Genomic DNA, 21,564 nt, shown 5'->3' on the forward strand with positions numbered 1-21,564 from the left:
CTTGAAGTTCGGGTCAAGGTAAATGATGAGCACTTCATTTGAAGAGATCATGCAGGTTCGCGGCCTGGGGATGCCGGAGCCCGGCGAAGTCACCATCAAGGGGCAGGATCCGGTCTTTCCGAATCCGTTCAAGATCGGCGAGGCTACTGCCAACGCGATCGCTGCGGTGGGGGTGGCGGTCACCGACATCCAAGAAATGAAAACCGGTCGGCGCCAGAACGTGGAGGTCGATGTGCGCCATGCCGCGGCGACCTGCATCGGTTCGAAGCTGATACGGACCCGCGGGCCATCCGGAAGCTGGGACCTTTTCTCTACTCGAGAGATGAACCACATGCGAACGCTGACTCATCCTTGGCTTTGCAAGGACGGGCGCTGGTTCATGCCGCATTTCAATTTGCCTCACCTGCACGATCGAGTGATCGAAGTGCTGAAGTGTGAGTCGAACGCAGAGTCGGTATCCAAGGCCATCTCGGAATGGGACTCGCTCGATCTCGAGGAGGCCATTGCCGAGGCGGGTGCCTGCGGCTCCGTCGTCCGATCCAATGCGGAGTGGCTCCGGCACCCCCATGGCGCCATGCTGGCCAAGCGCCCGGTATTGGAAGTCACCAAAATCGGGGATTCCGATCCTATGCCGTTCAACCCGGACGGTCGCCCCCTGTCGGGTATTCGAGTCCTTGATCTGACGCGCATTCTGGCCGGCCCGATGGCAGCCAGGACGCTGGCAGAGCACGGGGCCGATGTCCTGATGGTAGCGGCTGAGCGGCTGCCACAGGTGCCCGAGCACGTCCTGGATACAAGTCACGGCAAGCGCAGTTGTTTCCTGGATTTCGACAAGAGCGAAGATCTTGCGACCATCCGGCAACTCATCAAGAGCACGGACGTCTTCAGTCAGGGATACCGGTCCGGGGTCATGGACCACTATGGTCTGAGCCCTGAGCAACTCCATGAAATGCGTCCCGGAATTGTCTATATCTCGATCAGTTGCTTCGGATATGGAGGGCCTCTTTCTTCCCGGCGAGGCTGGGAGCAAATCAGCCAGGCCACAACCGGTATCGTGCTGGACAGCGGCATGGACAAACCCAAGCTGGCTCCTGCGGCAGTTTGTGATTACACGACCGGCAACCTCGCCGCCTACGGTGCGCTGTTGGCACTGGCGCGACGGGCCCGCGAAGGCGGCTCTTACCATGTGCGCGTATCACTATGTCAATCCGGCATGTTCCTCTACCGGATGGGCAAGGTGGCCTACGACTTGACCGCCGCCCTTTCCGAGGCGGAAGTCGAGTCAATATCCATGGTTTCCAATACCGGATATGGCGAGTTGAAACACCTTGCTCCGGTTCTACGCCTGTCGGAAACGCAAGGTTGTTGGGACAAGCCCGCGCCCAAGCTGGGATCTAGTGCGCCGGCGTGGTGAAAATCGATCAAGGTCCAGACCGAGTTGCGTTGCCTGGGCCTTTCTCGAAGGGCGGAACTTCTCTGGCACGGTCACGGAATTGCGTCACTGAATGAGAACGACGCGGAGATCGGCGTTTTCAGCGGATAGTGAAACGCGAACCGGCGACATTAGGCATCAGCGCTTCAATCTCGCGTACGGCATGTTGAAGGAATGCCAGCGCTTCAAACACGCGCTGACCCTCGAGTCGGTAGCTGACGCTGGAAACGCTGATGGCTGCCACAGGCATTTTGTTCTCATCCCGTACGCACACAGCTATTGAGCTCACGCCTACCGTTTCGACCACTTCAGTGTGTGCGTAACCTTGCTGGCGTGTGACCGAGATGCGCGAACGCAGCACCTCTGGCGTGATGCGGGGGTATTTTTCGGCCATGCGCGATGCGTTCGCCAGGCATATGCGTGCAACCTCGTCGTCGGGTAGCGCGCTGAGCATCGACAGGTTGCCGCAGCCAACGGACAGAGGGCGGCGCTTACCCGGTTCGAGCACGAACGCTTTGATGGGGAAGCCGCCCTCCTTGCGGTCCAGACAGACACCGTCGAAGCCCGCCCTTTCGCTCAGAAAAACCGTGTCCCCGGTTTGCTCGGCGACCGCCATCAGAAACGGCTGGGCAATGTCACGCAACTGCACCTTCGGGGCGGCTGCCAAGCCCAGCTCGTAGACGGCTTGGCCTAGAAAGTAACGTTTGCTCTTATGGTCCTGCATCACCATTCCCTCGGCCGCCAAACCTTGCAGGATGCGGTGAACGGTTGAGCGTTCGAGCCCTGCATCTCTGCACAGCTCGGTCAGTCGCGCGCCATGCCGATTGTGCGCGCCCAGCAATCTCAAGAGCACGGTGATGCGCCGGATGATTTGCGTGCCTGGCACGCCGCTTGTCGTTCGCATGGATTTCCCATTATATGGAACCGAATTTTAACCTGAGCTATTTGAACCCAGGAGACTTGGGAATAAAGTCTCTCATAGATTCTTAACGTTCCACTTTGTGAACTTGCATGAGGGCCTGAAATCGTGAAATTTTTTTTGTTCGCATGCCGACTGGCAGCATGCCGGTTCCGACCATGATGTGTCGATGAAAGCCCAAGAGATCAATATGTTCCAGTCATCCACTTCCGCTGAGCTGCCGGCTGGCGCGCTCGAAGGGTTGCGAGTCATCGAGCTTGCCAGCCCGCTTGGGCACTATTGCGGCAAGATGTTTGCAGAGCTTGGTGCCGAGGTGATCCTGGTTGAGCCGCCCCATGGTGCCAAAAGCCGAGGCTTTGGTCCTTTTATCGGCGGCCGGCCTGGTGCCACGGACAATGCATCGCATAGCCTCACCTTCAACTATCTGAACACCAGTAAGCGCGGCATCACGTTGGATCTGAGTGCTCCCGAAGGCGCCGCCACGTTTCGCCGCCTTGTGGCAACGTCGGACTTGGTCATCGAGGGCGAGCGCCCAGGCTATCTCGATAGTGTGGGATGTGGCTTTGATGTTTTGACGAAAGGGCGCCCTCAATTGGTGATGACAAGCATCACTCCTTTTGGCCAGGATGGCCCCTATGCCCAGCACGAGGCTGATGACCTCGCGGGCATCGCGTCGGGAGGGTTCTTGTATTTGGGTGGCTATCCTGATTCGCAACCTGTGGGCGCGTGTGCGCAGCAAGGCTATGCCGGCGCCAGCATGTTCGGTGCGGTGTCGTCGATGCTTGCGCTGACACGGGCCGAACTCACCGGCAAAGGAGATCACGTTGACGTGTCCATGCAGGAGTGCATGGTGCTCGCGATGGAAAACGCAGTGCAGTTCTATGACTTGCAGGGTGTGGTGCGCAAACGCAGCGCTGGTCGTCAACGCTTCGCCGGCACCGGCGTGTATGCCTGCGTGGATGGCCATATCTACATGATGGCGGGCGGCATCGGAGCCAACCGTTTCTGGACACTCACGTTGCAGTGGCTGAAGGATGAGTCCGTTCCGGGTTTGGAGCGATTGCTGGGCGAAGAATGGACAAGCACCGAATATCTGGAATCGGAAGAGGCCAAGAGGACCTTCATGGAAGTGTTTGGGAAATGGGCGCTTGGGAAATCCAAGGCATGGCTGTATGCCGAAGGTCAGCGCAGGCATGTGCCGGTGGCAGCGATTCAGACGCCAGCCGATCTGGTGGCCAGTGAGCAATTGGCGACTCGAGGCTATTTTGTGGATGTTCAGCATCCGGCGACATCCAAGGCGCTGCGCATGCCTGGCGCACCTTATCGTCTGGCCGCGACACCTTGGCACCTGAAGGGGCCGGCGCCCACCTTGGGGCAAGACAATGACGCCATATTGGCCGAACTGGGGCTGCCATCGCAGACGGCAGCAGAACGTCCAACATCGGAGTATCACCCGCTGTGAGCGACACAAACCATTCCGCCCCACCGTTGGCCGGCATTCGGGTGACTGATTTCACATGGATAGGCGCAGGTTCATACACCACCAAAATGCTGTCCGATTCAGGTGCCGACGTGGTGAAAATCGAGAGCACGGAGCGCATCGATTCGTTGCGACTGGCTGCACCCTACAAAGATGGCATCAAGGGCGTCAATCGCAGCGGCTATTTCGCCGATCGCAATTCCGGCAAGCGCAGTCTGACACTCAACATGAAGCACCCACGTGCGCTGGGGCTGGTGACGCGCCTGATACAGCAGAGCGATGTCATCGCCAACAACTTCACGCCCGGCGTCATGGAACGCTTCGGGCTTGGCTACGAGACCGTGCGAGCCATCAAGCCCGACATCATCTACCTGGCCATGTCGATGCAAGGCTCGAGCGGCCCGGAAAAAGATTACCTCGGCTACGGCGCCACCATGGCGGCTGTCACCGGCATGCAATACATGACTGGCTTGCCGGGTCGAGAGCCGGCGGGCACTGGCACCAATTACCCGGATCATCTTCCCAATCCATGCCACGCCACGTTCGCGGTGCTGGCCGCTTTGCGTCACCGGCGCCGCACGGGCCAAGGTCAGTATATCGATCTAGCCCAGACCGAGCCGACGATTGCGCTGTTGGGGCCGGCTGTGCTTGATTACACCGTCAACGGCGTGAAAGGCTCGCCCAGCGGCAATGCCAGTGCGGACCAGGCTGCGCCGTACGACGCTTTTCCATGTGCGGGCGAGGACCGTTGGATCACCATTGGCATCCATTCCGAAACGCAATGGAAAGCCTTGGCAGGCGCGCTCGGCCAGCCTGCATGGATGGACGATTCACGCTTTGCAACCGCCGCAGGCCGTCGCAAACATGCGGAACCTTTGCGCGAACTGATCTCTTCCGTGACGTTGCAGCGCGACGCAACGGAATTGATGCAAGCCCTGCAGGCCTGCGGTATAGCCGCTGCAGTGGTCAACACCGCTGCAGACGTGATCGTCGACCCTCAGTTGGTGCACCGAGGCCACTGGCTTACCTTGAACCATCCGGAAATGGGGCCTTCGCTCTACAACGCTCAGCCTTTTCGCATGAAGCGTGCTCCGTCGAACGTCAAGCAGCCGGCGCCGCTGTTGGGCCAGCACACACGCGAGGTCTGTCGTGAACTGCTCGGACTCGATGAGAACGAAATCGAAGTCCTGACTCAGGAAGGTGCGCTGAGTTGAGCACCGGTTCGAAGATCACATATCAACATAGGAAAGTCGGATGGCGAGCGTAGAAATCACGTTGGATGGCCACGTTGCCACCATAGTTCTCAACAGACCGGACTCAATGAATGCGGTCGATCCGGCGATGCGGGTCGAACTGCATGCGGCCTGGGATCGTATCCGTACCGATCCGCAGATACGCGTCGCGGTGGTGACGGGCGCTGGCGAGAAGGCGTTTTGCGTGGGCTCGGACCTGAAGCGCACCATGCCCACTTCGGACACGCCGGCCCAGCAGGTCTATGGGGATGTGCGGGGGGCCGGTTCTCTCATCGCCAATCTGCGTACCGACAAACCCATGATCGCGGCCATCAACGGCTATGCCATGGGCGGCGGCATGGAGCTGGCCCTGGCCTGCGATATCCGAATTTGCTCGGAAAACGCACAGTTCGCGTTGTCGGAGGTTCGTGTGGGAAGCATGCCCGGTGCGGGAGGCACCGTTCGCCTGCCCCGTTACATTGGCCGTTCCGACGCCATGATGATGCTGCTCACGGGTGAGCGCGTCGACGCGGCTGAAGCACTGCGCGTCGGGCTGGTCAGCCGAGTCCATGCGCAGGCAGAACTGAGTGAAGCAGCCCAGGCGCTTGCTCAACAGATCGCCGGTAACGCGCCTTTGTCGGTGCGGGCGGTCAAGCGGATGGTGCTGCAGGGGCAGGATATGCCTCTCGATGCCGCCATGGATGCCGAACGCAACGCCTTTGGTCTTCTCTATAACAGCGAGGACCGTATCGAAGGCCGTAAAGCCTTCGCCGAGAAGCGTACGCCGCAATTTTCAGGCCGCTGAATCATTTTTTCTTCTACGTTATCCTCCATGCATCCACTTAAAGATAAAACCGCCATCGCTGGGGTCGGGGCTAGCCGGCAGGGCAAACTACCCGATGAAACGCCTGTGACCCTGGCCACAGAGGCGTTCAAGCGCGCTCTAGATGATTGCGGCTTGCAAAAAAACCAGATCGACGGTCTCCTGACCATGCCCGGTACCGTGTCGCCGGAAGCCGCGCTGAATTACTTGCGCCTGGGCGAAACATTCGGGATCAATCCACGGTACACCGGCAGCAAGAACATGGGTGGCGGCACTGCGGGAGCACTGCTCCACGAGGCCGCGCTAGCCGTCAATGGCGGATTTGCCAACTATGTCGCGTGTATTTTCAGCGACTGTGCCGCCACGGGCGGCAACAAGTTCAATCGTGCATCTGGCTGGGGCGATTCCTGGGGCATTTGGGGCTTCATGGCGGCAGCGGCCAACAGTGCGATCACTGCATCGCGGCATATGGCGCTCTACGGAACAACCAGCCGCCAATTGGGCGAAATCGCGGTGGCTTGCCGTAAACACGCTTCGATGAATCCGGAGGCGGTAATGCGTACGCCCATCACCATCGAAGACCATCAGAGTTCGCGCTTTATCGTGGAGCCATTGCATCTTCTGGATTGCTGCCTGATCTCCGATGGTGCGGTGTGCATCATTGTCACTACGCCGGAGCGGGCTCGAGACCTCAAGCAGCCGGTGGTGAATATCTCGGGCATGGGGCAGGCCTATACGACCGAGAACATGGAGCGGGAAGATTGGTGGTATGTGCCTCATCAGAAGCTTGCCGTTTCCGACGCATACGCCATGGCGGATGTAGGGCCGGCCGACATTGATGTGTGCCAACTCTACGACAACTTCACCAGCAGCGTACTGGTTTGGTTCGAACATGCAGGATTCTGCAAAGTTGGAGAGGCCGGCGCTTTTGTGGAGGGCGGGCGTATTCAACTGGGAGGCGAGCTTCCTATCAATACCGCAGGGGGCAACCTGTCCGAATCCTATATGGAAGGGTGGCTGCATATCGTTGAAGGTGTTCGCCAGATGCGTGGCGAATGCGGTGTGCGGCAAGTTCCAGGTGCTGAAGTCTGCCTGGTCACCGGCCGCGGACAGGCACTGAACTGTGCCAACGCAACGATCCTCACCAAAGGCTGAACATGAGCGCGACTAACGAATATACAAAGCCACTACCCACCATCAGCGATGACAACCGTCCTTTCTGGGAAGCATGCCGCGATCAGCATCTTGCCATGCAGCAGTGCGATAGCTGCAACCATATCCGCTTTCCAATCAGCCATTGCTGCCCGCGCTGCCTAAGCACCGATTTTCACTGGCAGCGTCTCAGTGGCAAGGGCACGGTTTTCTCCTACGTTGTGTTCCATCAGGTCTACAACAGGGCATTCGCACAGGATGTTCCCTACAACGTAGCGCTTGTGCAATTGGATGAGGGACCCCGGATGTACAGTAACGTCGTGGGTGTTCCCAATGACGCTGTAAAGGTGGGAGATCGCCTTGAAGCGGTGTTCGATCGCGTGACACCGGACATCACCATCCCTCGGTTTCGCTTGGCGGAATCAAAAGCGTAACGCTGCCGCTGTCGAACTGGCGGCGATGGTTGTGGTCGTCATCGTGTGTGAGGGGCGCATGTGAGCAAACCATCGCCCGCGTTTCTCGCAGGTAGGGTGGCGCACGAATCTCTGACCGGTTAGCGCGATCGCTTGGCCGGCGCAGGTTTTGTCATATCCGCGAGGCAGAGCATGTGGATCGGCAGCCGCCAAAGCTGTGTGCCTGCCAGCGATGCTGCTGACTGGTCGCACCCGCACTCGGGACCCGTGCCGTGGTCGAGTACCTCGAAGCACTCGACCACGCAGTGCTCGAGCAAGCGCTGGCTCGGCGGATCTCGCTGACCGATCCACAGCCACGCCGGACGGGCGCCTCTGTGGACTCCCCCCGAGATGGTGAACAGCTAGGCACCTCACGCGGCGGCGTGTCCAGACGCCTCCGGGCTGACGCCACCCAGATGGCTGTGGCGTCGATTGCGCTCGTAGAAGACCTCGATGTAGTCGAAGATATCGGCCAGGAACCGTCAGACGTTGATCACACGTTTAAACGTTGATCGGTCGGCAAAGGCTTGTGAACACTAGGTTTCGCGGGGAAATCGGGCCACGGCCTTTGCGGGAATCGCTGGAAGTACCCCCAGTTGTACCCCCATAGGGGTATCGGGATGATAGATCAGTCTGGATGCCGGTGCCAGCGCTGCGCCTGCCGGATAAAACGGGTATGGCGCAGACCGCATTGTTGGCTGACGCCTGGAACGGTACGCGATGAGATGCAAGGGAACGGGCCGCTGGGGCCCAGACCTCGGAGAACTCTCATGGCAGACCATCACACCCGCCACAACCCGCTGGGGCAAGATGCCCTGTTCAGCACGCCCGCCTCGCTCATGCTCGATGCTCGCCTCACGCCGCTGGAGCGCAATGGCTGGCAGGTGCTGCGCATGCTGCGCTCTGCGGAGGGCATCAGTCCGCTGGCCAACCTGGGGCAGTTGCGTCGCTATCTCACCTCTACCCCGCTGGGGCAGCGGGCCGGGTACGAGACGGCCCGGCGCGTTCTCGTCGTGCTTCGGCTGACGGGGTGGATCAGTCTGGGCGGCCAGCAACGCGACCCTCTGACGGGGCATGTGCTCAGCGAGCTGTATCAGGTTCACGAAAGCGCCCTCGATTTCCAACAGGCGCACGCTCGATGCCAGCCTGCCCGCGCTTCTGCAATCTTCTATCGGCCACGAAAACAACCAGGTGGATCGGGTTGCCGTCCACATTCAGACAGCGCTGGCGCAGGCACCTGAAGCCGCCTCCATTGCGACCCACGATCAACGCCACGATGACGATGATTTGCCCCCTACGCCGCCGTCGCAAGCGAGCGAGGCAGCCGACCCACAGCCATTGTCTGGCGATTCCGCTGGCAGCACGCTTGTTCCGCAACAGACCGAACACGCTCGCCACATGACGGCTGAGCAGGACAGTACGTATGAGACGTATATGTATAAAAAAGAACGTACGTACCGCGCGCGCGAAGGCGACGGCCATTCGGCATCGCAGTCGGTGAGCTTGCCGCCTTGCCTGAGCAATGCCCAGGCAGATCAGCAAAAAGACGTGCAGGCCGCCTTGCGGCGGCTGCCGCCGCAGCATCGTCAGGAAGTGCTCGACGAGTTGCAGGCACGCAGCCAGAGCGGCACCGTGCGCAATATCGTGGCCTACTTCTTCGCCTTGGTGAAGTGCGTACTTGCTGGCGAATTCCGCCTGTGGGCAGGTCGCAAGGAGACGTCTGCCATCCCACGGACTGCCGAGAATCGGCCTGCAGCTCCGCCGCGCACCGAAGCCCGCCCGGAACCGAATGCTCCACCGGCATCGCGTGAAACTGCCCTCGCGCACATCGCCAACATCCGCAAGATGCTGAACGCTCCGACGAATGCTGGGGACATCGCAGCGCAGGCAATGCAGGCCAGGGGATGGCAGCCGCACCCTGCGTAGCAAATGCTGCCGCAAAACGCGGTCGTCACGGCACGCCGCAGTGACGACCCGCGCAACACCGCCAACAATGCGGGCGAAAGCCAGTTCCTATTGCGTGCGGCATACATGATGATGGCCGCCCTAAACTGCCCGGGCAGTTGCCAAGACCGATGGGCTTCGTACATCGGCAGCCCCAACAGCGCAGGTTCCTGCAAGCGCTGGCCCGACAGGGCGGAACCACCCCAGGTATGCCCAGGCTCCGACCGCATACCGGCCCTCCCCAGGGCGGAGCCTTCTTCGTCTGTTTGAACTCATCCCTACCGTGCCGCCTGGCGCACTGTCCTTTGCGGCAATTGCCCCTGTGCAACGTACAGGGCTCCCGCTGCATTTCTCATCTCACTCACTTCATAGGAGGACTCGTCCACGTTCACATCACTCTCGTCTTGTAGTACCTCCGTCCGAGCTTCCAGCAGGGAGCAAGACGGACGCCTCATTCGAGGCCCTGGTGTCTCCTGAACACCATGCCCTTGCCCTCACGGGATCTCGCCTTGGCGAGTTGGCACCAACACTAACCACTGAATTTCAGGACAACGCAGTACGGCGCTTTGCGTGGAGGCCGGAAGATGGACGACTTGACCTACACCCTGCGGCAGCTCTGCCAGCGCAACCGTGACGGCAGCTACAACACACAGGCCGACCGGATGCGTTCTCTCGCGCTGGCTGCGCGACAACTACGCGAGGCCGGTTTCCGGCAGATGAAGGCTTCGTCGCTCAAGGGCAAGCACGTCCAGGCGTTGCTGGACCGCTGGCAAGGCGAAGGTTTGTCGTCTGGCACTATCAAAAATCGGCTTTCCCACCTGCGCTGGTGGGCGGAGAAGATCGGCAAGGCCGGCATCCTGCCCTCGGACAACACACAGCTTGGTGTGCCCGAGCGTCGCTATGTGACCAATATCAGCAAGGCTCGCGAACCGGATGACAGGCTGGCCAGGATCACTGATCCCCACGTCCGTGTAAGTCTACGCTTGCAGGCCGCCTTCGGTCTGCGGCGGGAAGAATCCATCAAGTTCCAGCCCCGTCACGCTGACGGTGGCGACCACATCGCCATCAAGGGTTCATGGGCCAAGGGCGGACGCGACCGCACAGTGCCGATCACGACGCCGGAGCAGCGTGCGGTGCTGGACGAAGCACATTGGCTGGCCGGGTCGGGCTCGCTGATCCCAGCGCACAAGACCTACATCCAGCAGCGGCATGTTTACGACGGCCAGTGCAAGGCGGCGGGTTTGAGCAACATGCACGGACTGCGGCATCGGTATGCGCAGATGCGGTATGAGATGCTGATGGGGTGGAAGGCGCCTGTGGCCGGGGGAATTCATTATTCGGCCATGTCTGCTGAACAACGCCTACAAGACCACCAGGTCCGACTGCATATCAGTCTTGAACTAGGACATGAGCGAGTCGGTGTAGTCTCGATTTATCTTGGCCGGTAGCAATATTCAAACCGTCTGTCCCAGCGGCAGCGCATTCAGTTCCGCACGAGCATCCCGCCAGGCAGGATAGTGTTGGGCCAGCAACGATATGAACCGCTCATTGTGCGTCGGTTCGATCAGATGGATCATTTCATGCACGATCACATATTCAAGCAAGTCACGAGGCTTCTTGGCCAGTTCCGTGTTGAGCCGAATGTGAGCCTGGCGATGGTTGCAACTACCCCATTTGGTCTTCATCCGTTGCAGGAAGTAGCCATTGACCTTCACGCCGATACGTGGCTCCCAGTATTCGATCAGGGGCGCAATGGCCTGGTGTAGCAAACCGCGTTGCCAGCGTTGATAGATGGATTCGCGCTTGGCTGCATCGGAGCCGGGTCGCACAGACAAGGTAATGCGACGGTGATCCATCTTCACCGTGGGCGGGGCATCGCGCTCCAGCACCGAGAGCAGATAGCGGCGTCCCCAGACGTAATGGCTTTCCCTGGTGACGAACTGGCGAGGAGTTTCGCGGGACTGTGCCTGCAATTGCGCCTGTTGCTGGCGAATCCAACGCAGCTTGGAAACGGCATAAGCACGCGCGACTTCCAGCCTCGTGCCCATCGGGGCCACCAGCGTCACCGCCCCCCCGGGCGGATGCACGGAAAGATGGACATTCTTCACGGCCTTGAACGTGATGGCGATGTCCAGTTCCCCCAGACGTATGTGCGTCTGCACCATCAGTAGCCCGGCTGATTTCTCAGCAAATCGAATAGTTTGAGCGTGGCCTCACGGTTGCGTCCGGTCAACGGGTGCAGGAAATTCTGCACGATGCGCTCCTTGGCTTCGTCGCCACGCCATCCTGCCGGTGCTTCGTCACGCATCACACGATCAATCTTCAGCGCCAACAAGGCCAACGGGTCTCCGTATTCGGCCTGTGGCTCTTTGACTACACCATCCGTATCGGGCAGCACATCGCCGGAAATGATGTCAGGCAGATTGCGATAAATCACCAGCGCACCTGCATTGCCGTGCAACATGGCAGGCTCATCAAGGTCGTGTTGTTTCGCGCGGTGCTTCTTCAGTATGTCTTCCGCCTTGCTCAGGAATGATTCGTAGGCCTCGGTGCCTTCACGGCTTTGCTGGATCAGGTCATCGAGCAGCTTGGACATCTGCTCATAAAAGCGCGGATCGGTCAGGCGATCTCGGATGATGGTCTTGCGGACGTTATTGATGATGGTTTCCGCAATGGCGTTCTTCGACAGCTTGCCCTTCTCATTGAGTTTCTTGGCGATGGCGTCGTGGATGCCGGTCTCGATAATCAGCTCGGTCAGCGACAGTTCGGCCAACTCGCCCAACGCCTGCGCTGGCTCGGCCTGGATATAGGTGTTGATGAGGTGGCGCATGTCGGCCTCATAGGGCTTGATGTCCAGCTCTTCGCCGCTGTAATGCTTGATGGCCGAACGCACCTCGGCATAGAACTCGGTTTCCCGCCGCAAAGTGTCGGCTTCGCTGTCTGAGTAACCCGCCTCGGTCAGGTTCTGGGCGATGTCCGCGAAGGCACGCAGATAGGTCGCCACCGCCTTGTAGAAGGCAATACGCAGCGCCTCGCTTTCCAGCAGCGCCTCCGGATCACCAGCGTGGCCGCAGAAATAGTGGATGAACTGCTCCAGCTCACGCGGCTGCGGCACCGGCTCGCACAGGTAATGCAGCGCTTCACGGGCCTCGTCCAGTTGCTTGCGGCCTTCCTCCAGCCAATTTTTCAGATGGACGTTGTTGTCGCCGCCATTGCCCGCATCGATGTCCAACTCGTCGGAGCTGTAAACCGCAATGGCTTGCTGCACGTCACCGAAAAGCTCCTTGTAATCGACGATATGGCCATAGTTCTTGTCGTCACCGTCGAGCCGGTTGGTACGGCAGATGGCCTGGAACAGGTTATGGTCGTGCAGTTCGTTGTCCAGATAGATGTAGGTGCAACTGGGAGCATCAAAGCCGGTAAGCAGCTTGCTGACCACGATCAGCAGCTTCATGTTGGCCGGTTCCTCGATGAAGCGGCGCTTGGTTTCGTCTTCGTACTGCTTGGTGGTCTGGCCAGTACGCAACACATGCTGTTTGTAGGTGTCGAACTTGTAGCGCTCGTCGCTGCCGGCCGATTCTTTCGAGATGGCAACCGGGTTGGGTTCGTACGAGGTGATGATGCCCACATAGGGGCCGAAATGCGTGTTCTGGAACAGCCGGAAATAATGACACGCATCGTAGATCGAGGCGGCCACCAGAATCGCCGTGCCGCGGTCATTGTCCAGGCGTGGCTTGAGACTGAAATCCTCAATGATGTTGGCAACGATGCGGTCCTTGCGCTCCTTGGCGCTCATCAGCTCTTCCATCGTGGCCCAGCGCTTGCGCAGGATGGATTTCTGGAAGTTGTTCAGCCCGCGCGTTTTCTTCTCGAACCAGGCATCGATGGCCTTGCGTGAGGTCAGCCGCTGCGGCACATCGCGTGCCTCGTATTTCAGGTCCAGCACCACCTTGTCGGCCACGGCTTCGTGGAACTTGTAGGTGTGGATGTAGGTGCCGAACACATCGCGAGTGGTTTGCCTGTCCTTACGCAGCAGTGGCGTGCCGGTGAATCCGATGAAGATGGCATCGGCTAGCCAGCGCTTCATCTGCTTGTTCATGTTGCCGCCCTGGGTGCGATGGCACTCGTCCACGAACACGTAGAAACGCCCATGGATGGGCGGTGGCTCGCCCTTGAGATCGGCCGCATCGAATTTGTGGATCAGCGCGCACAACAAGCGCGGTGTGGTGGCAATGAGTTTTTGCACGAAGTCTGCGCGTGAAGTGATGCGCGGGGGAGCCGATCCCTCGCCGATCACCCCGGCGTTGCGCATCACGCCTTCGATCTGCTTGTCCAACTCGTCGCGATCGGTCACCACCAGCACCCGTGCCTGCGGGTCGTGCTCCAGCAGCCACTTGGCCAGCAGCGCCATCAGAATGCTTTTGCCGCTGCCCTGGGTGTGCCAGATCACGCCGCCTTCGCGTCTGGCAATGCGTTCCTGGGCAGCCTTGATGCCTTGGTACTGGTGCTGCCGGGGCACCTTCTTGAAGCCCGCATCGAAGATAACGAAGTTGCGGATCAAGTCCAGCAGCCGCGCCTTGCCGCACATCTGTCCCAGCGGGCGATCCAGCAGGGCGCCGGCGGTTGCCGTGGCTTGCTGTTGTTCGTCTTTCCACTGCACGAAGAACTGTTCCGGTGTGCCGGTGGTGCCGTAGCGCAGGCCTTGCGCATCGCTGCCCGCCAGCAACAATTGCACGGTGCTGAAGAAGCCCTGGTTGAAAGTTTCCTCCTGATTGCTACGCAACTGGCGAATGCCGTCGCCCACATCCACCGAACTGCGCTTGAGTTCGATCACCGCCACCGCCAGGCCGTTGATGTACAGCACGATGTCCGGCCGGCGGGTGCTCCCGCCTTTCAACGTGACCTCCTCGGCCAGCGCGAAGTGATTGCGCTCCGGCTGTGCCCAGTCGATCAACTGCACCGTCTCGTGCGACTGGCCCGCCGCGATCTGCACCGGCACGCCATAGCGCAGCAATTGGTAGGTGCGCAGGTTGGCCTGATAGGGCGTGATGCCGGTGACATCCACGGCGACTTCTAGCTTCTGCAAGGCAGCGCTGATATGGGCCGGCGAGTAACCGCGCACAGCCAGATTGGCGCGCAGCAGATCGACTTCGATGGCGCGGTTGTGGTCGCGCTTGCTCCAGTTACCCAGGTGCTTGTAGCCCAGGCCGCCCTCGGTCACCGGGGTGGTGAACAGGCGCGCCACGCGGTTCTGGCTGTTGCGCTCGGAGCGCGGCATGGGTTGGGTCATCGCATCATTCCTCGGCGCCATCATCCGTGGGGTTGCCCAACTCCCGCTCGATCTGTTCGATCGTCGGCAGGCTGGTTTGCAGCTCTTGCGGCAGGGATTCCACCAGCTTGTACTCGGCAATGCCCATGGGTTGCGACTTGTCTCCCAGGGCGTACTCGGCCACCACCTTGTTCTTGCTCTTGCAGAGCAGCAGGCCGATGCTCGGGTTGTCCTGCGCGTGCTTCACCTGCCGATCCACCGCCGTCAGGTAAAAGCCCAGTTGCCCCAGATGCTCGGGCTTGAACTTGCCCGCCTTCAGTTCGATCACCACGTAGCAGCGCAGCTTGAGGTGGTAGAACAACAAGTCGATGAAGAACTCCTCGCCGCCCACGTCCAGCAGCACCTGTCGCCCGACGAAAGCAAAGCCCGCACCCAGCTCCAGCAGGAAATCGGTGACGTGCTGCACCAACGCATTCTCGATCTCGCGTTCCTGTGCTTCCTCGCCCAGGCCGAGGAAATCGAAGCGGTACGGATCTTTTAACGACTCGATGGCCAGGTCGGACTGCGGTGCGGGCAGGCGCTGCCCGAAGTTGGTAACGGCCTTGCCCGTGCGTTCAAGCAGGCGGGTTTCGATGTGGATGTTCAACACATTGCGCGACCAGCCATGTGCGATGGCGGCGCGGGCATAGGCCAGGCGCTCCGTTGACGCTTTCAGGCGATCCAGCAATACCAGGTTGTGACCCCAGGGCAATTGTGCAGCAGCCTGCTGCACAATTTCGGCGTCCGGCCAGGCCTCGGCAAACGCCCGCATGTACTTGAGGTTGCGTGGCGAAAAGCCCTTCATCTCCGGGAAGGCGGCACGCAGGTCATGCGCCAGCCGCTCGATCACCTTCGCGCCCCAACCCTGCTCTGCCTGCCGCGCCAGGATGTCGCGGCCGATCTGCCAGTACAGTCCCACCAGTTCCCGATTGACCGCCAGCGCCGCACGCTGCTGCGCGGTGTGAATGCGCCCCTTCAGGTCGGCCAGCCAGTCGGCGTAGCCTTGTGGGGCTGGAATTAGTGAGGCGGGCTTGTCAGTCATGGCAATGTCGCTCCCTTCGGCACAAGACCTTTCTCTCGCATCCAGCCAAGAGCCATCAGCCAGCGATCCTCAGGTATCCGCTGCTTTGCTTCGTGCCAATTGTGCAGCACCTCGTGCACGATCATTTCATCCGAAACTGCTTCATGCTCACGAAGCAAATCGCTCCAAGCAGCCAGCAGCGTGGCGACGATTTCGCACTGCTCCGTTTTGGCAGTCTTGAAGGTGCTCAGAATCTTCTCAAGAGTTTCGCCAATTCCGGAGAAATGCCGCTCGAAGTACGGTTTGTGACCACCACGTTTCGCCAGTGGCATGTACTGGTAACGCCCGTCTTGCTTGCGCGGCTCGAACCATTGTTGCTTCTGCAACTGGCTGTCTATGGAGCGAAGGGCACGATTGTCATAGGGGCCGGCCGCCTTGCGGTGGTAGGTGGAGCCGGTATCCACCTGACACAGATGCTCGGCAAGGAACATCATCTTCTCGAACTTTACGTGGCCGAAGGTCGGTTGGTCGTGCAACTGGTCGATAATTTCGGCAGCCAGCACGCTTCTCAGGAAATAGACGTTTGCTTTGCGCCCTTCTGTTTGCGACTCCGCCTTGTCAGCCGTATTAGCGCTAGGCGCTACCAGCCGCGTCCTGCCGGTCAGCAGTTCCTGCATCATGGCCTGCTTGAGGGCTCGGGTCTTGGCGCGGCGGGTTTCGAGGGCGGTGATTTCGTCGTCCATATCGCTGAGGACTTCAGCAATGGCGGTTTGTTCTTCTGTTGTCGGCGGTATTTGATAGGCGAATCCTACGAAGTCCTTTTGATAAAGATGATTAATTGTGGATCCGGCGCTAAGTTGGGCCAAAAACTCCTCAAACACTTTTGACGCAAGCAGAAAGTAGAAAAACTCTGGTACGAATTTATCTGCCTTAGGACGAATAACAAACACACCGCTATTTAGTGCGGCTGGTTTTTCCATCGCATCGATGAGCGCAACTTTACCGATGGTGCCATCCTTCGTGACTAAGACATCACGCGGACGAACCTGTATGAAGGGGTCTTGACTGTAGCGATGCTGTGTTACGAAATGGCAGTTTCTCCAATCAATCCGACCATTAAGAAAATCTGTACCAGCCACAAGAAAGTAATCGCCATCATCCAGATACTCTGCCGTTGTTAATCCTTGCCAGCCTATTCTGGCTTTCAAGATGGCATCGTTGCCAAGTTTTTGCGTTACCCACTCTCCACTGAACCCCGGCAATCGGGTTTGGCCGATGAGGAGTTGCTGCATGGAAGCTTGTTTGATAGCGCGCTTTTTGGCGATCAGGCGATTCAGTCCGTCCAGCAGCGCGTCCATGTCGCTGAGGGCGGTGGTGATGGCGCATTGCTCTCTCGGCTTGGGATATGGGACGCAGATAGAACGAACTAATGACGAGTTTAGGTTTTCCTGATTCCCATTATTGCTCAAGCTTCTTATTGATTCATACTGACCGACAAGATAATGAAACAAGAATTTATGTGAGTCCGTGCTATGCAATGAGATTGCAGCACAAGCTTGATTTGTCGCAGCCTCAATACCTAATACTGCCACTTTTCCGCGTGTTTTCCCTTGACCGTAAAGAGCCATAAGTAGTGTGCTGGGTGAAAAAAGCTTTGCTGCCGAATTTTTCAACCCTTCCGCAGTTATAGACTGTGTAGCGCTACTTATGGTGCAAAAATCAACTTCCGACGTAGTAACCCAAGGGATGTCTCCATTCCAGTAGCTTGGATTGGCGCGACTGGGCGTTCCTCCCGCTGAAACTTCTGAGATGTCACCCAGACGGAAAGTCTCCCAATCCTCCGGAATCACCCCCACTTCCGTCCGCTTGTACCCCGGCTTCATTTCCATGTCGCCCCCATCTTCTTCAGGTGTGCTTCCACCTTGGCGCTAAGGGCAACCACTTCATCTTCCAGCCTCGGCAATGGAGTGTCGTAGCGTTCGGCCAGTTCGCGGATGCGCTGGGCGAGGGTTTGCGAGATGCGGCCCAGCTCCTGTTGCACGTCGGCTTGCAGACGAGCCAGCCATTTGTCTTCCACCACCAGCTTCTTAACCTCGGCTTCGCTGAGGGTGGCGTAGTGGTCGTGGGCTTGCCGGTCGAGTTCCACCTCCAGCGTTTTGACGGTCTTCTTCAGTGCGGCTTCGCGGGCGCTGAGTTGCTGCCACTGCTTGAGCACGGCGCGTTCGTCGGCGCTGTCGGCGTCATCGACAATTTCGGCGAGGCGATCTTTCACCTGCGCAGCATTGATCTTGTCGAAACCTGCGAAGGCACCGTCTTCTCGACCGTGTTCTTCCTCTAGTTCGGCAATCTGGCTGGTAACGCCATCCAGTTCGGCCTGCTTTGCCTCCAGTTCGGCCTGTTCGGCCGCAAAGTAGCGGGCGACGATGTAGGGCTTGGGCAGCAGGTCGCAAGTCCAGCCCTTGTCCTTGGCCTTGCCCTTCTTGTCGGTTTCAACGATGCGCCGGGGCAGCGCCACCCAGCCATCGGCAGCGATCAGGTAGGCGTCGTCCTGCATGGCCTCGGCCCAGTAGTCCATCAGGTGCTGGTAAATGTCGTAGGAGTCGAGCAGCGGTGCAGCGTGGAAGGTGGTGAGCAGGGTTTCGGAGACCTGCGCGATCAGCGCCTTGGGTTTGTCGCCGGGCTGGATGCCGGTGAGCAGCGGCATGACGGCCTGCTGCCATTTGCCGAACAGGGTTTCCACCTTGCTGCGGAATTGCTGGAACTGCGGGTGGGCGAGGATGATGGAACGCACTTCGGCCATCGGCTGGCGCAGCCGCGCATAACCGGGACGCTCGGCCTCGAACAGCGCATGGCGCAGGGCGGGCATTTCCTGCCAGTCGGCGGCGAAGGCGTCGATGTCGCGCTCGGGGATGCCACCGTTGAGGTGGGCATCAATGTCGTGCAGGTCTTCCGGCTCACTGCTGTCGATGTAGCGCGGCAGGTTGAGGTTGTAGTCGTTCTTTTCGCTGGCGATTTCGTCCAGCGGCACCATGCGGGCATAGCGCGGCTCGTCCGCGCTACGGCGGAAGGCATCGACGATGCGGTGGATGTCCTGCTCGCGCAGGCGGTTCTTGGGGCCGTCCTTGATGAAGCCTTTGCTGGCGTCGATCATGAAGATGCCCTTGCGAGCGCTGGCGTTTTCCTTGTCCAGCACCAGGATGCAGGCGGGGATGCCGGTGCCGTAGAACAGGTTGGCCGGCAGGCCGATGATGCCCTTGAGCATACCGGAGCGCACCAGTTGCCTGCGGATGTGAGCCTCCGCATTGCCACGGAACAGCACGCCGTGCGGCAGGATGACGGCGCCCTTGCCGGTGGTGGCTTTCATGCTGCGGATGACGTGCAGCAGGTAGGCATAGTCGCCCTGCTTGGCGGGTGGTTCGCCCCAGGTGAAGCGCTGGTAGGGGTCGTTGGCCGGGTTGAGACCGGTGGACCACTTTTTGTCGGAAAACGGCGGATTGGCGACCACGTAGTCGTAGGCGCGCAACTGCTCTTTGCCTGAGCGATCGCCATCCTTGAACTTGGGGTTCACCAGCGTGTCGCCGCTGAGGATGGTGGCGCTGGGGAAGTCGTGCAGGATCATGTTCATCCGCGCGAGGCCGGCGGTGGTCACGTCCTTTTCCTGCCCCTCCAGGGTGATCTGCCGACCTGCCTCGGCGGCCACTTTCAGCAGCAGTGAGCCCGAGCCGCAGGTCGGATCGTAGGCGGTGGTAGAACCCCGGGTATTAGCGTACGAGATGCCGATCACCTGGGCGATGATGCTGCTGACTTCGGAGGGTGTGTAGAACTGGCCCTTGCTCTTGCCGGAATCCTGCGCGAAATGGCGCATCAGGTATTCGTAGGCATCGCCGAGCAGATCGTCGTTGTCGGCGCGGTTATTGGCGAAGTTCAGCTCGGGTTTTTCGAAGATGGCAATCAGATTGCCAAGACGCTCGACCATCGCCGCGCCTTCGCCGAGCTTGTTGGGGTCGTTGAAGTCCGGAAAGTCGCTGCGCGCCAGTTTGGTGTTGTGATCGATCAGTTTCTGGATGACCTGAGTGTTGATTTTGTCGCCAATGTCGTCCTTGCCCTTGAGCGCCACCATGTCCTTGAATGACGCGCCGGGCGGGATGACCACCGGCGGGGCGAAGTCGTCGCTGTTGCCGTACTTATCACTGATGTACTTGATGAACAGCATGAACAGCACGTAGTCCTTGTACTGGCTTGCGTCCATGCCACCGCGTAGTTCATCGCAGGAGGCCCAGATGGAGCTGTAGAGGTCGGATTTCTTGACCACACCGTTGCGTGGAGTAAGCGTCTTGGCGGCTGGGGTAGCAGTCGCTCGGTCCCGCGATGACGAATCTGCTTTCGTCTTCGTCTTCGTCTTCGTCTTCGTCTTCAGGTACGGCACGGGGGCTTCGCTTACTTCCAACGATGTCGCTGATTCTTTGTTGGCCGTATAGGCTGTCGTAGCCAGGGCAACCGAACCGCCGCGCCCTCGACCGGGAATGATCCGCCCCTCCTCGATCAGTTGCTGCTTGATGCTGTCATAGGTGGATTCTTGCCACCCCAACGCCTCTCGGAGCCGCTGATTCCCAGCGGAACCTCCCACGGCTTCGAGCTTGCTGATAAAGCGGTCAGTCTTCTGTTCGGTGCTTGTCACTTCAATATCCATCATTGTTGCCGGCCTGCTTGTTTGGATACCGGCCCTCTGTTTTCTGTGGCGTCCTGTACGTCGACGAGATGGATCCATTTCGCCCCGCGTCCCTTGCCCGTTGATTCGATCAAACCCTCTGCTTTCATCGCTCGCAGCACCAATCGCACCATGTCCCGACTCACACTTGGGCAAGCTTCTTCAACCTCGGAAATCGAAAACGGCAGAGTGCGCCCTAGGACTTCCGCCCGCACCCGGTCGCCTTTGCTGCCACGCCCCCGCTGGACGGTGCCGACACGCTCCTCAAACTCACGGCAGGCCCGCAGCAAGGCGCCCCAGAAGTAATCAAGCCAGGGCTTTACGTCGTGCTGCCCCTGGTGCCATCCCTGCGAACTGGCTTCCAGCGTCTCGTAATAACCTTCCTTAGTGTCCTCGAAGGTGCGTTCCAGACTGATGTAGCGACCCACGGCATAGTCGAAGTGGTAGAGCAGCAGCAAGGTCAACAAGCGGGACATGCGACCGTTGCTGTCGGGGAAGGGGTGGATGCACAGAAAGTCGAGCATCGCCAGCGGCACCAATACCAGGGGGTCGGCCAGGTGCTGATCCAGTGCGGTCGCGTAGCGCCCTGTCAGATCAGCCATGGCCATCGGCGTGAGATGCGTAGCCACCGGCTGGAAGCGCAAGCGCGAAGTGCCATCCGGGTGACGCTCGATGATGTCGTTGTTGGTGGCTTTCCAGCGCCCACCCGCCTGCGGCATGTAGCGGTACAGCAGGGTGTGCAGTTGCAGCACTACGCCTTCGCTGAAGGGCATGTGCGCGGCCGATTCGTGGATCAGCGCCAGGGCATCACGGTAGCCGGCGATCTCCTGTTCAGAACGGCTCTTTGGCGTTGTGTTGCGGAAGACCAGAGACTTCAACCGCGAGGGCGCTACGACAACACCTTCCAGCCGGTTGGATGACTCCGTGGACTCCACCACCGCGATCTGGCGTAGCCCCTTGAGGGCTTCGGGCGCCTGCGCGGCGAAGAGTTGCTGCTTCCCCTGGTACTCGCCCAGTGTGCGCAACGTGGCGGCCTGGGTGCCATCGAAGCGAAGCGCGGCAAGGTACTCAGGCGTGAGCGAGTGCATGAAAA

The 21,564-nt window shown here is 59.6% G+C and carries 16 protein-coding genes; 9 read left to right on the plus strand and 7 right to left on the minus strand.

Annotated elements, in window-relative coordinates; genetic code table 11:
• The first annotated feature begins 22 nt into the window (after window positions 1-22).
• Complete coding sequence (locus tag FOZ76_RS01020; RefSeq protein WP_143946262.1) at window positions 23-1,414, plus strand: CoA transferase; 1,392 nt, start codon at window positions 23-25, stop codon at window positions 1,412-1,414.
• Window positions 1,415-1,532: 118 nt separating this feature from the next.
• Here FOZ76_RS01020 and FOZ76_RS01025 read toward each other — a convergent pair whose 3' ends face one another.
• Window positions 1,533-2,336, minus strand: a complete 804-nt coding sequence (locus tag FOZ76_RS01025) for an IclR family transcriptional regulator (protein WP_143946263.1) — start codon at window positions 2,334-2,336, stop codon at window positions 1,533-1,535.
• A 184-nt stretch (window positions 2,337-2,520) separates the two neighbouring features.
• Here FOZ76_RS01025 and FOZ76_RS01030 point away from each other — a divergent pair, with 184 nt between their 5' ends.
• The 8 genes from FOZ76_RS01030 (at window position 2,521) to FOZ76_RS01065 (ending at window position 10,882) form a co-directional block, all read left to right on the plus strand.
• Window positions 2,521-3,813 carry a CaiB/BaiF CoA transferase family protein gene (locus tag FOZ76_RS01030; protein ID WP_143946264.1) on the plus strand — a complete coding sequence of 431 codons (1,293 nt, stop codon included), beginning with the start codon at window positions 2,521-2,523 and terminating at the stop codon, window positions 3,811-3,813.
• Window positions 3,810-5,045 carry a CaiB/BaiF CoA transferase family protein gene (locus FOZ76_RS01035; protein ID WP_143946265.1) on the plus strand — a complete coding sequence of 412 codons (1,236 nt, stop codon included), beginning with the start codon at window positions 3,810-3,812 and terminating at the stop codon, window positions 5,043-5,045. The genes FOZ76_RS01030 and FOZ76_RS01035 overlap by 4 nt, the downstream gene beginning before the upstream one ends.
• A gap of 40 nt (window positions 5,046-5,085) precedes the next feature.
• Window positions 5,086-5,868, plus strand: coding sequence for an enoyl-CoA hydratase/isomerase family protein (locus tag FOZ76_RS01040; RefSeq protein ID WP_143946266.1), 783 nt, complete (start codon window positions 5,086-5,088; stop codon window positions 5,866-5,868).
• Window positions 5,869-5,895: 27 nt separating this feature from the next.
• Window positions 5,896-7,041, plus strand: coding sequence for a thiolase family protein (locus tag FOZ76_RS01045; protein ID WP_143946267.1), 1,146 nt, complete (start codon window positions 5,896-5,898; stop codon window positions 7,039-7,041).
• A 2-nt stretch (window positions 7,042-7,043) separates the two neighbouring features.
• On the plus strand, window positions 7,044-7,472 hold the full coding sequence (locus FOZ76_RS01050; RefSeq protein ID WP_143946268.1) for a Zn-ribbon domain-containing OB-fold protein: 429 nt from the start codon (window positions 7,044-7,046) through the stop codon (window positions 7,470-7,472).
• A gap of 788 nt (window positions 7,473-8,260) precedes the next feature.
• Window positions 8,261-8,731: an STY4528 family pathogenicity island replication protein gene (locus FOZ76_RS27790; RefSeq protein ID WP_246129237.1), complete on the plus strand. Its 471-nt coding sequence runs from the start codon at window positions 8,261-8,263 to the stop codon at window positions 8,729-8,731.
• 193 nt (window positions 8,732-8,924) lie between these two features.
• The gene (locus tag FOZ76_RS27795) at window positions 8,925-9,416 is read left to right on the plus strand and encodes a hypothetical protein (RefSeq protein WP_246129238.1); all 492 of its coding nucleotides are present in this window, start codon (window positions 8,925-8,927) and stop codon (window positions 9,414-9,416) included.
• A 602-nt stretch (window positions 9,417-10,018) separates the two neighbouring features.
• A complete protein-coding gene (locus tag FOZ76_RS01065) occupies window positions 10,019-10,882 on the plus strand; it encodes a phage integrase N-terminal domain-containing protein (RefSeq protein WP_143946270.1) in 864 nt (287 codons plus the stop codon).
• A gap of 6 nt (window positions 10,883-10,888) precedes the next feature.
• Here FOZ76_RS01065 and FOZ76_RS01070 read toward each other — a convergent pair whose 3' ends face one another.
• The 6 genes from FOZ76_RS01070 to FOZ76_RS01095 are packed head-to-tail and all read right to left on the minus strand — an operon-like array spanning window position 10,889 to window position 21,559.
• Window positions 10,889-11,599 carry a M48 family metallopeptidase gene (locus tag FOZ76_RS01070; protein ID WP_143946271.1) on the minus strand — a complete coding sequence of 237 codons (711 nt, stop codon included), beginning with the start codon at window positions 11,597-11,599 and terminating at the stop codon, window positions 10,889-10,891.
• The gene (locus FOZ76_RS01075) at window positions 11,599-14,724 is read right to left on the minus strand and encodes a type I restriction endonuclease subunit R (protein WP_143946272.1); all 3,126 of its coding nucleotides are present in this window, start codon (window positions 14,722-14,724) and stop codon (window positions 11,599-11,601) included. The genes FOZ76_RS01070 and FOZ76_RS01075 overlap by 1 nt, the downstream gene beginning before the upstream one ends.
• Before the next feature lie 4 nt (window positions 14,725-14,728).
• Window positions 14,729-15,784 carry a PDDEXK nuclease domain-containing protein gene (locus FOZ76_RS01080; RefSeq protein WP_143946273.1) on the minus strand — a complete coding sequence of 352 codons (1,056 nt, stop codon included), beginning with the start codon at window positions 15,782-15,784 and terminating at the stop codon, window positions 14,729-14,731.
• Window positions 15,781-17,652 carry a restriction endonuclease subunit S gene (locus FOZ76_RS01085; RefSeq protein ID WP_143946274.1) on the minus strand — a complete coding sequence of 624 codons (1,872 nt, stop codon included), beginning with the start codon at window positions 17,650-17,652 and terminating at the stop codon, window positions 15,781-15,783. The genes FOZ76_RS01080 and FOZ76_RS01085 overlap by 4 nt, the downstream gene beginning before the upstream one ends.
• Window positions 17,643-20,456, minus strand: a complete 2,814-nt coding sequence (locus tag FOZ76_RS01090; protein WP_246129239.1) for a type I restriction-modification system subunit M — start codon at window positions 20,454-20,456, stop codon at window positions 17,643-17,645. The genes FOZ76_RS01085 and FOZ76_RS01090 overlap by 10 nt, the downstream gene beginning before the upstream one ends.
• Window positions 20,453-21,559 carry a Fic family protein gene (locus FOZ76_RS01095; RefSeq protein ID WP_246129240.1) on the minus strand — a complete coding sequence of 369 codons (1,107 nt, stop codon included), beginning with the start codon at window positions 21,557-21,559 and terminating at the stop codon, window positions 20,453-20,455. Before FOZ76_RS01095 ends, FOZ76_RS01090 begins: the two co-directional genes overlap by 4 nt.
• Window positions 21,560-21,564 lie beyond the last annotated feature (5 nt).

Source organism: Verticiella sediminum, assembly GCF_007558815.1.
In the GTDB taxonomy this organism is placed as follows: Bacteria; Pseudomonadota; Gammaproteobacteria; order Burkholderiales; family Burkholderiaceae_B; genus Verticiella; species Verticiella sediminum.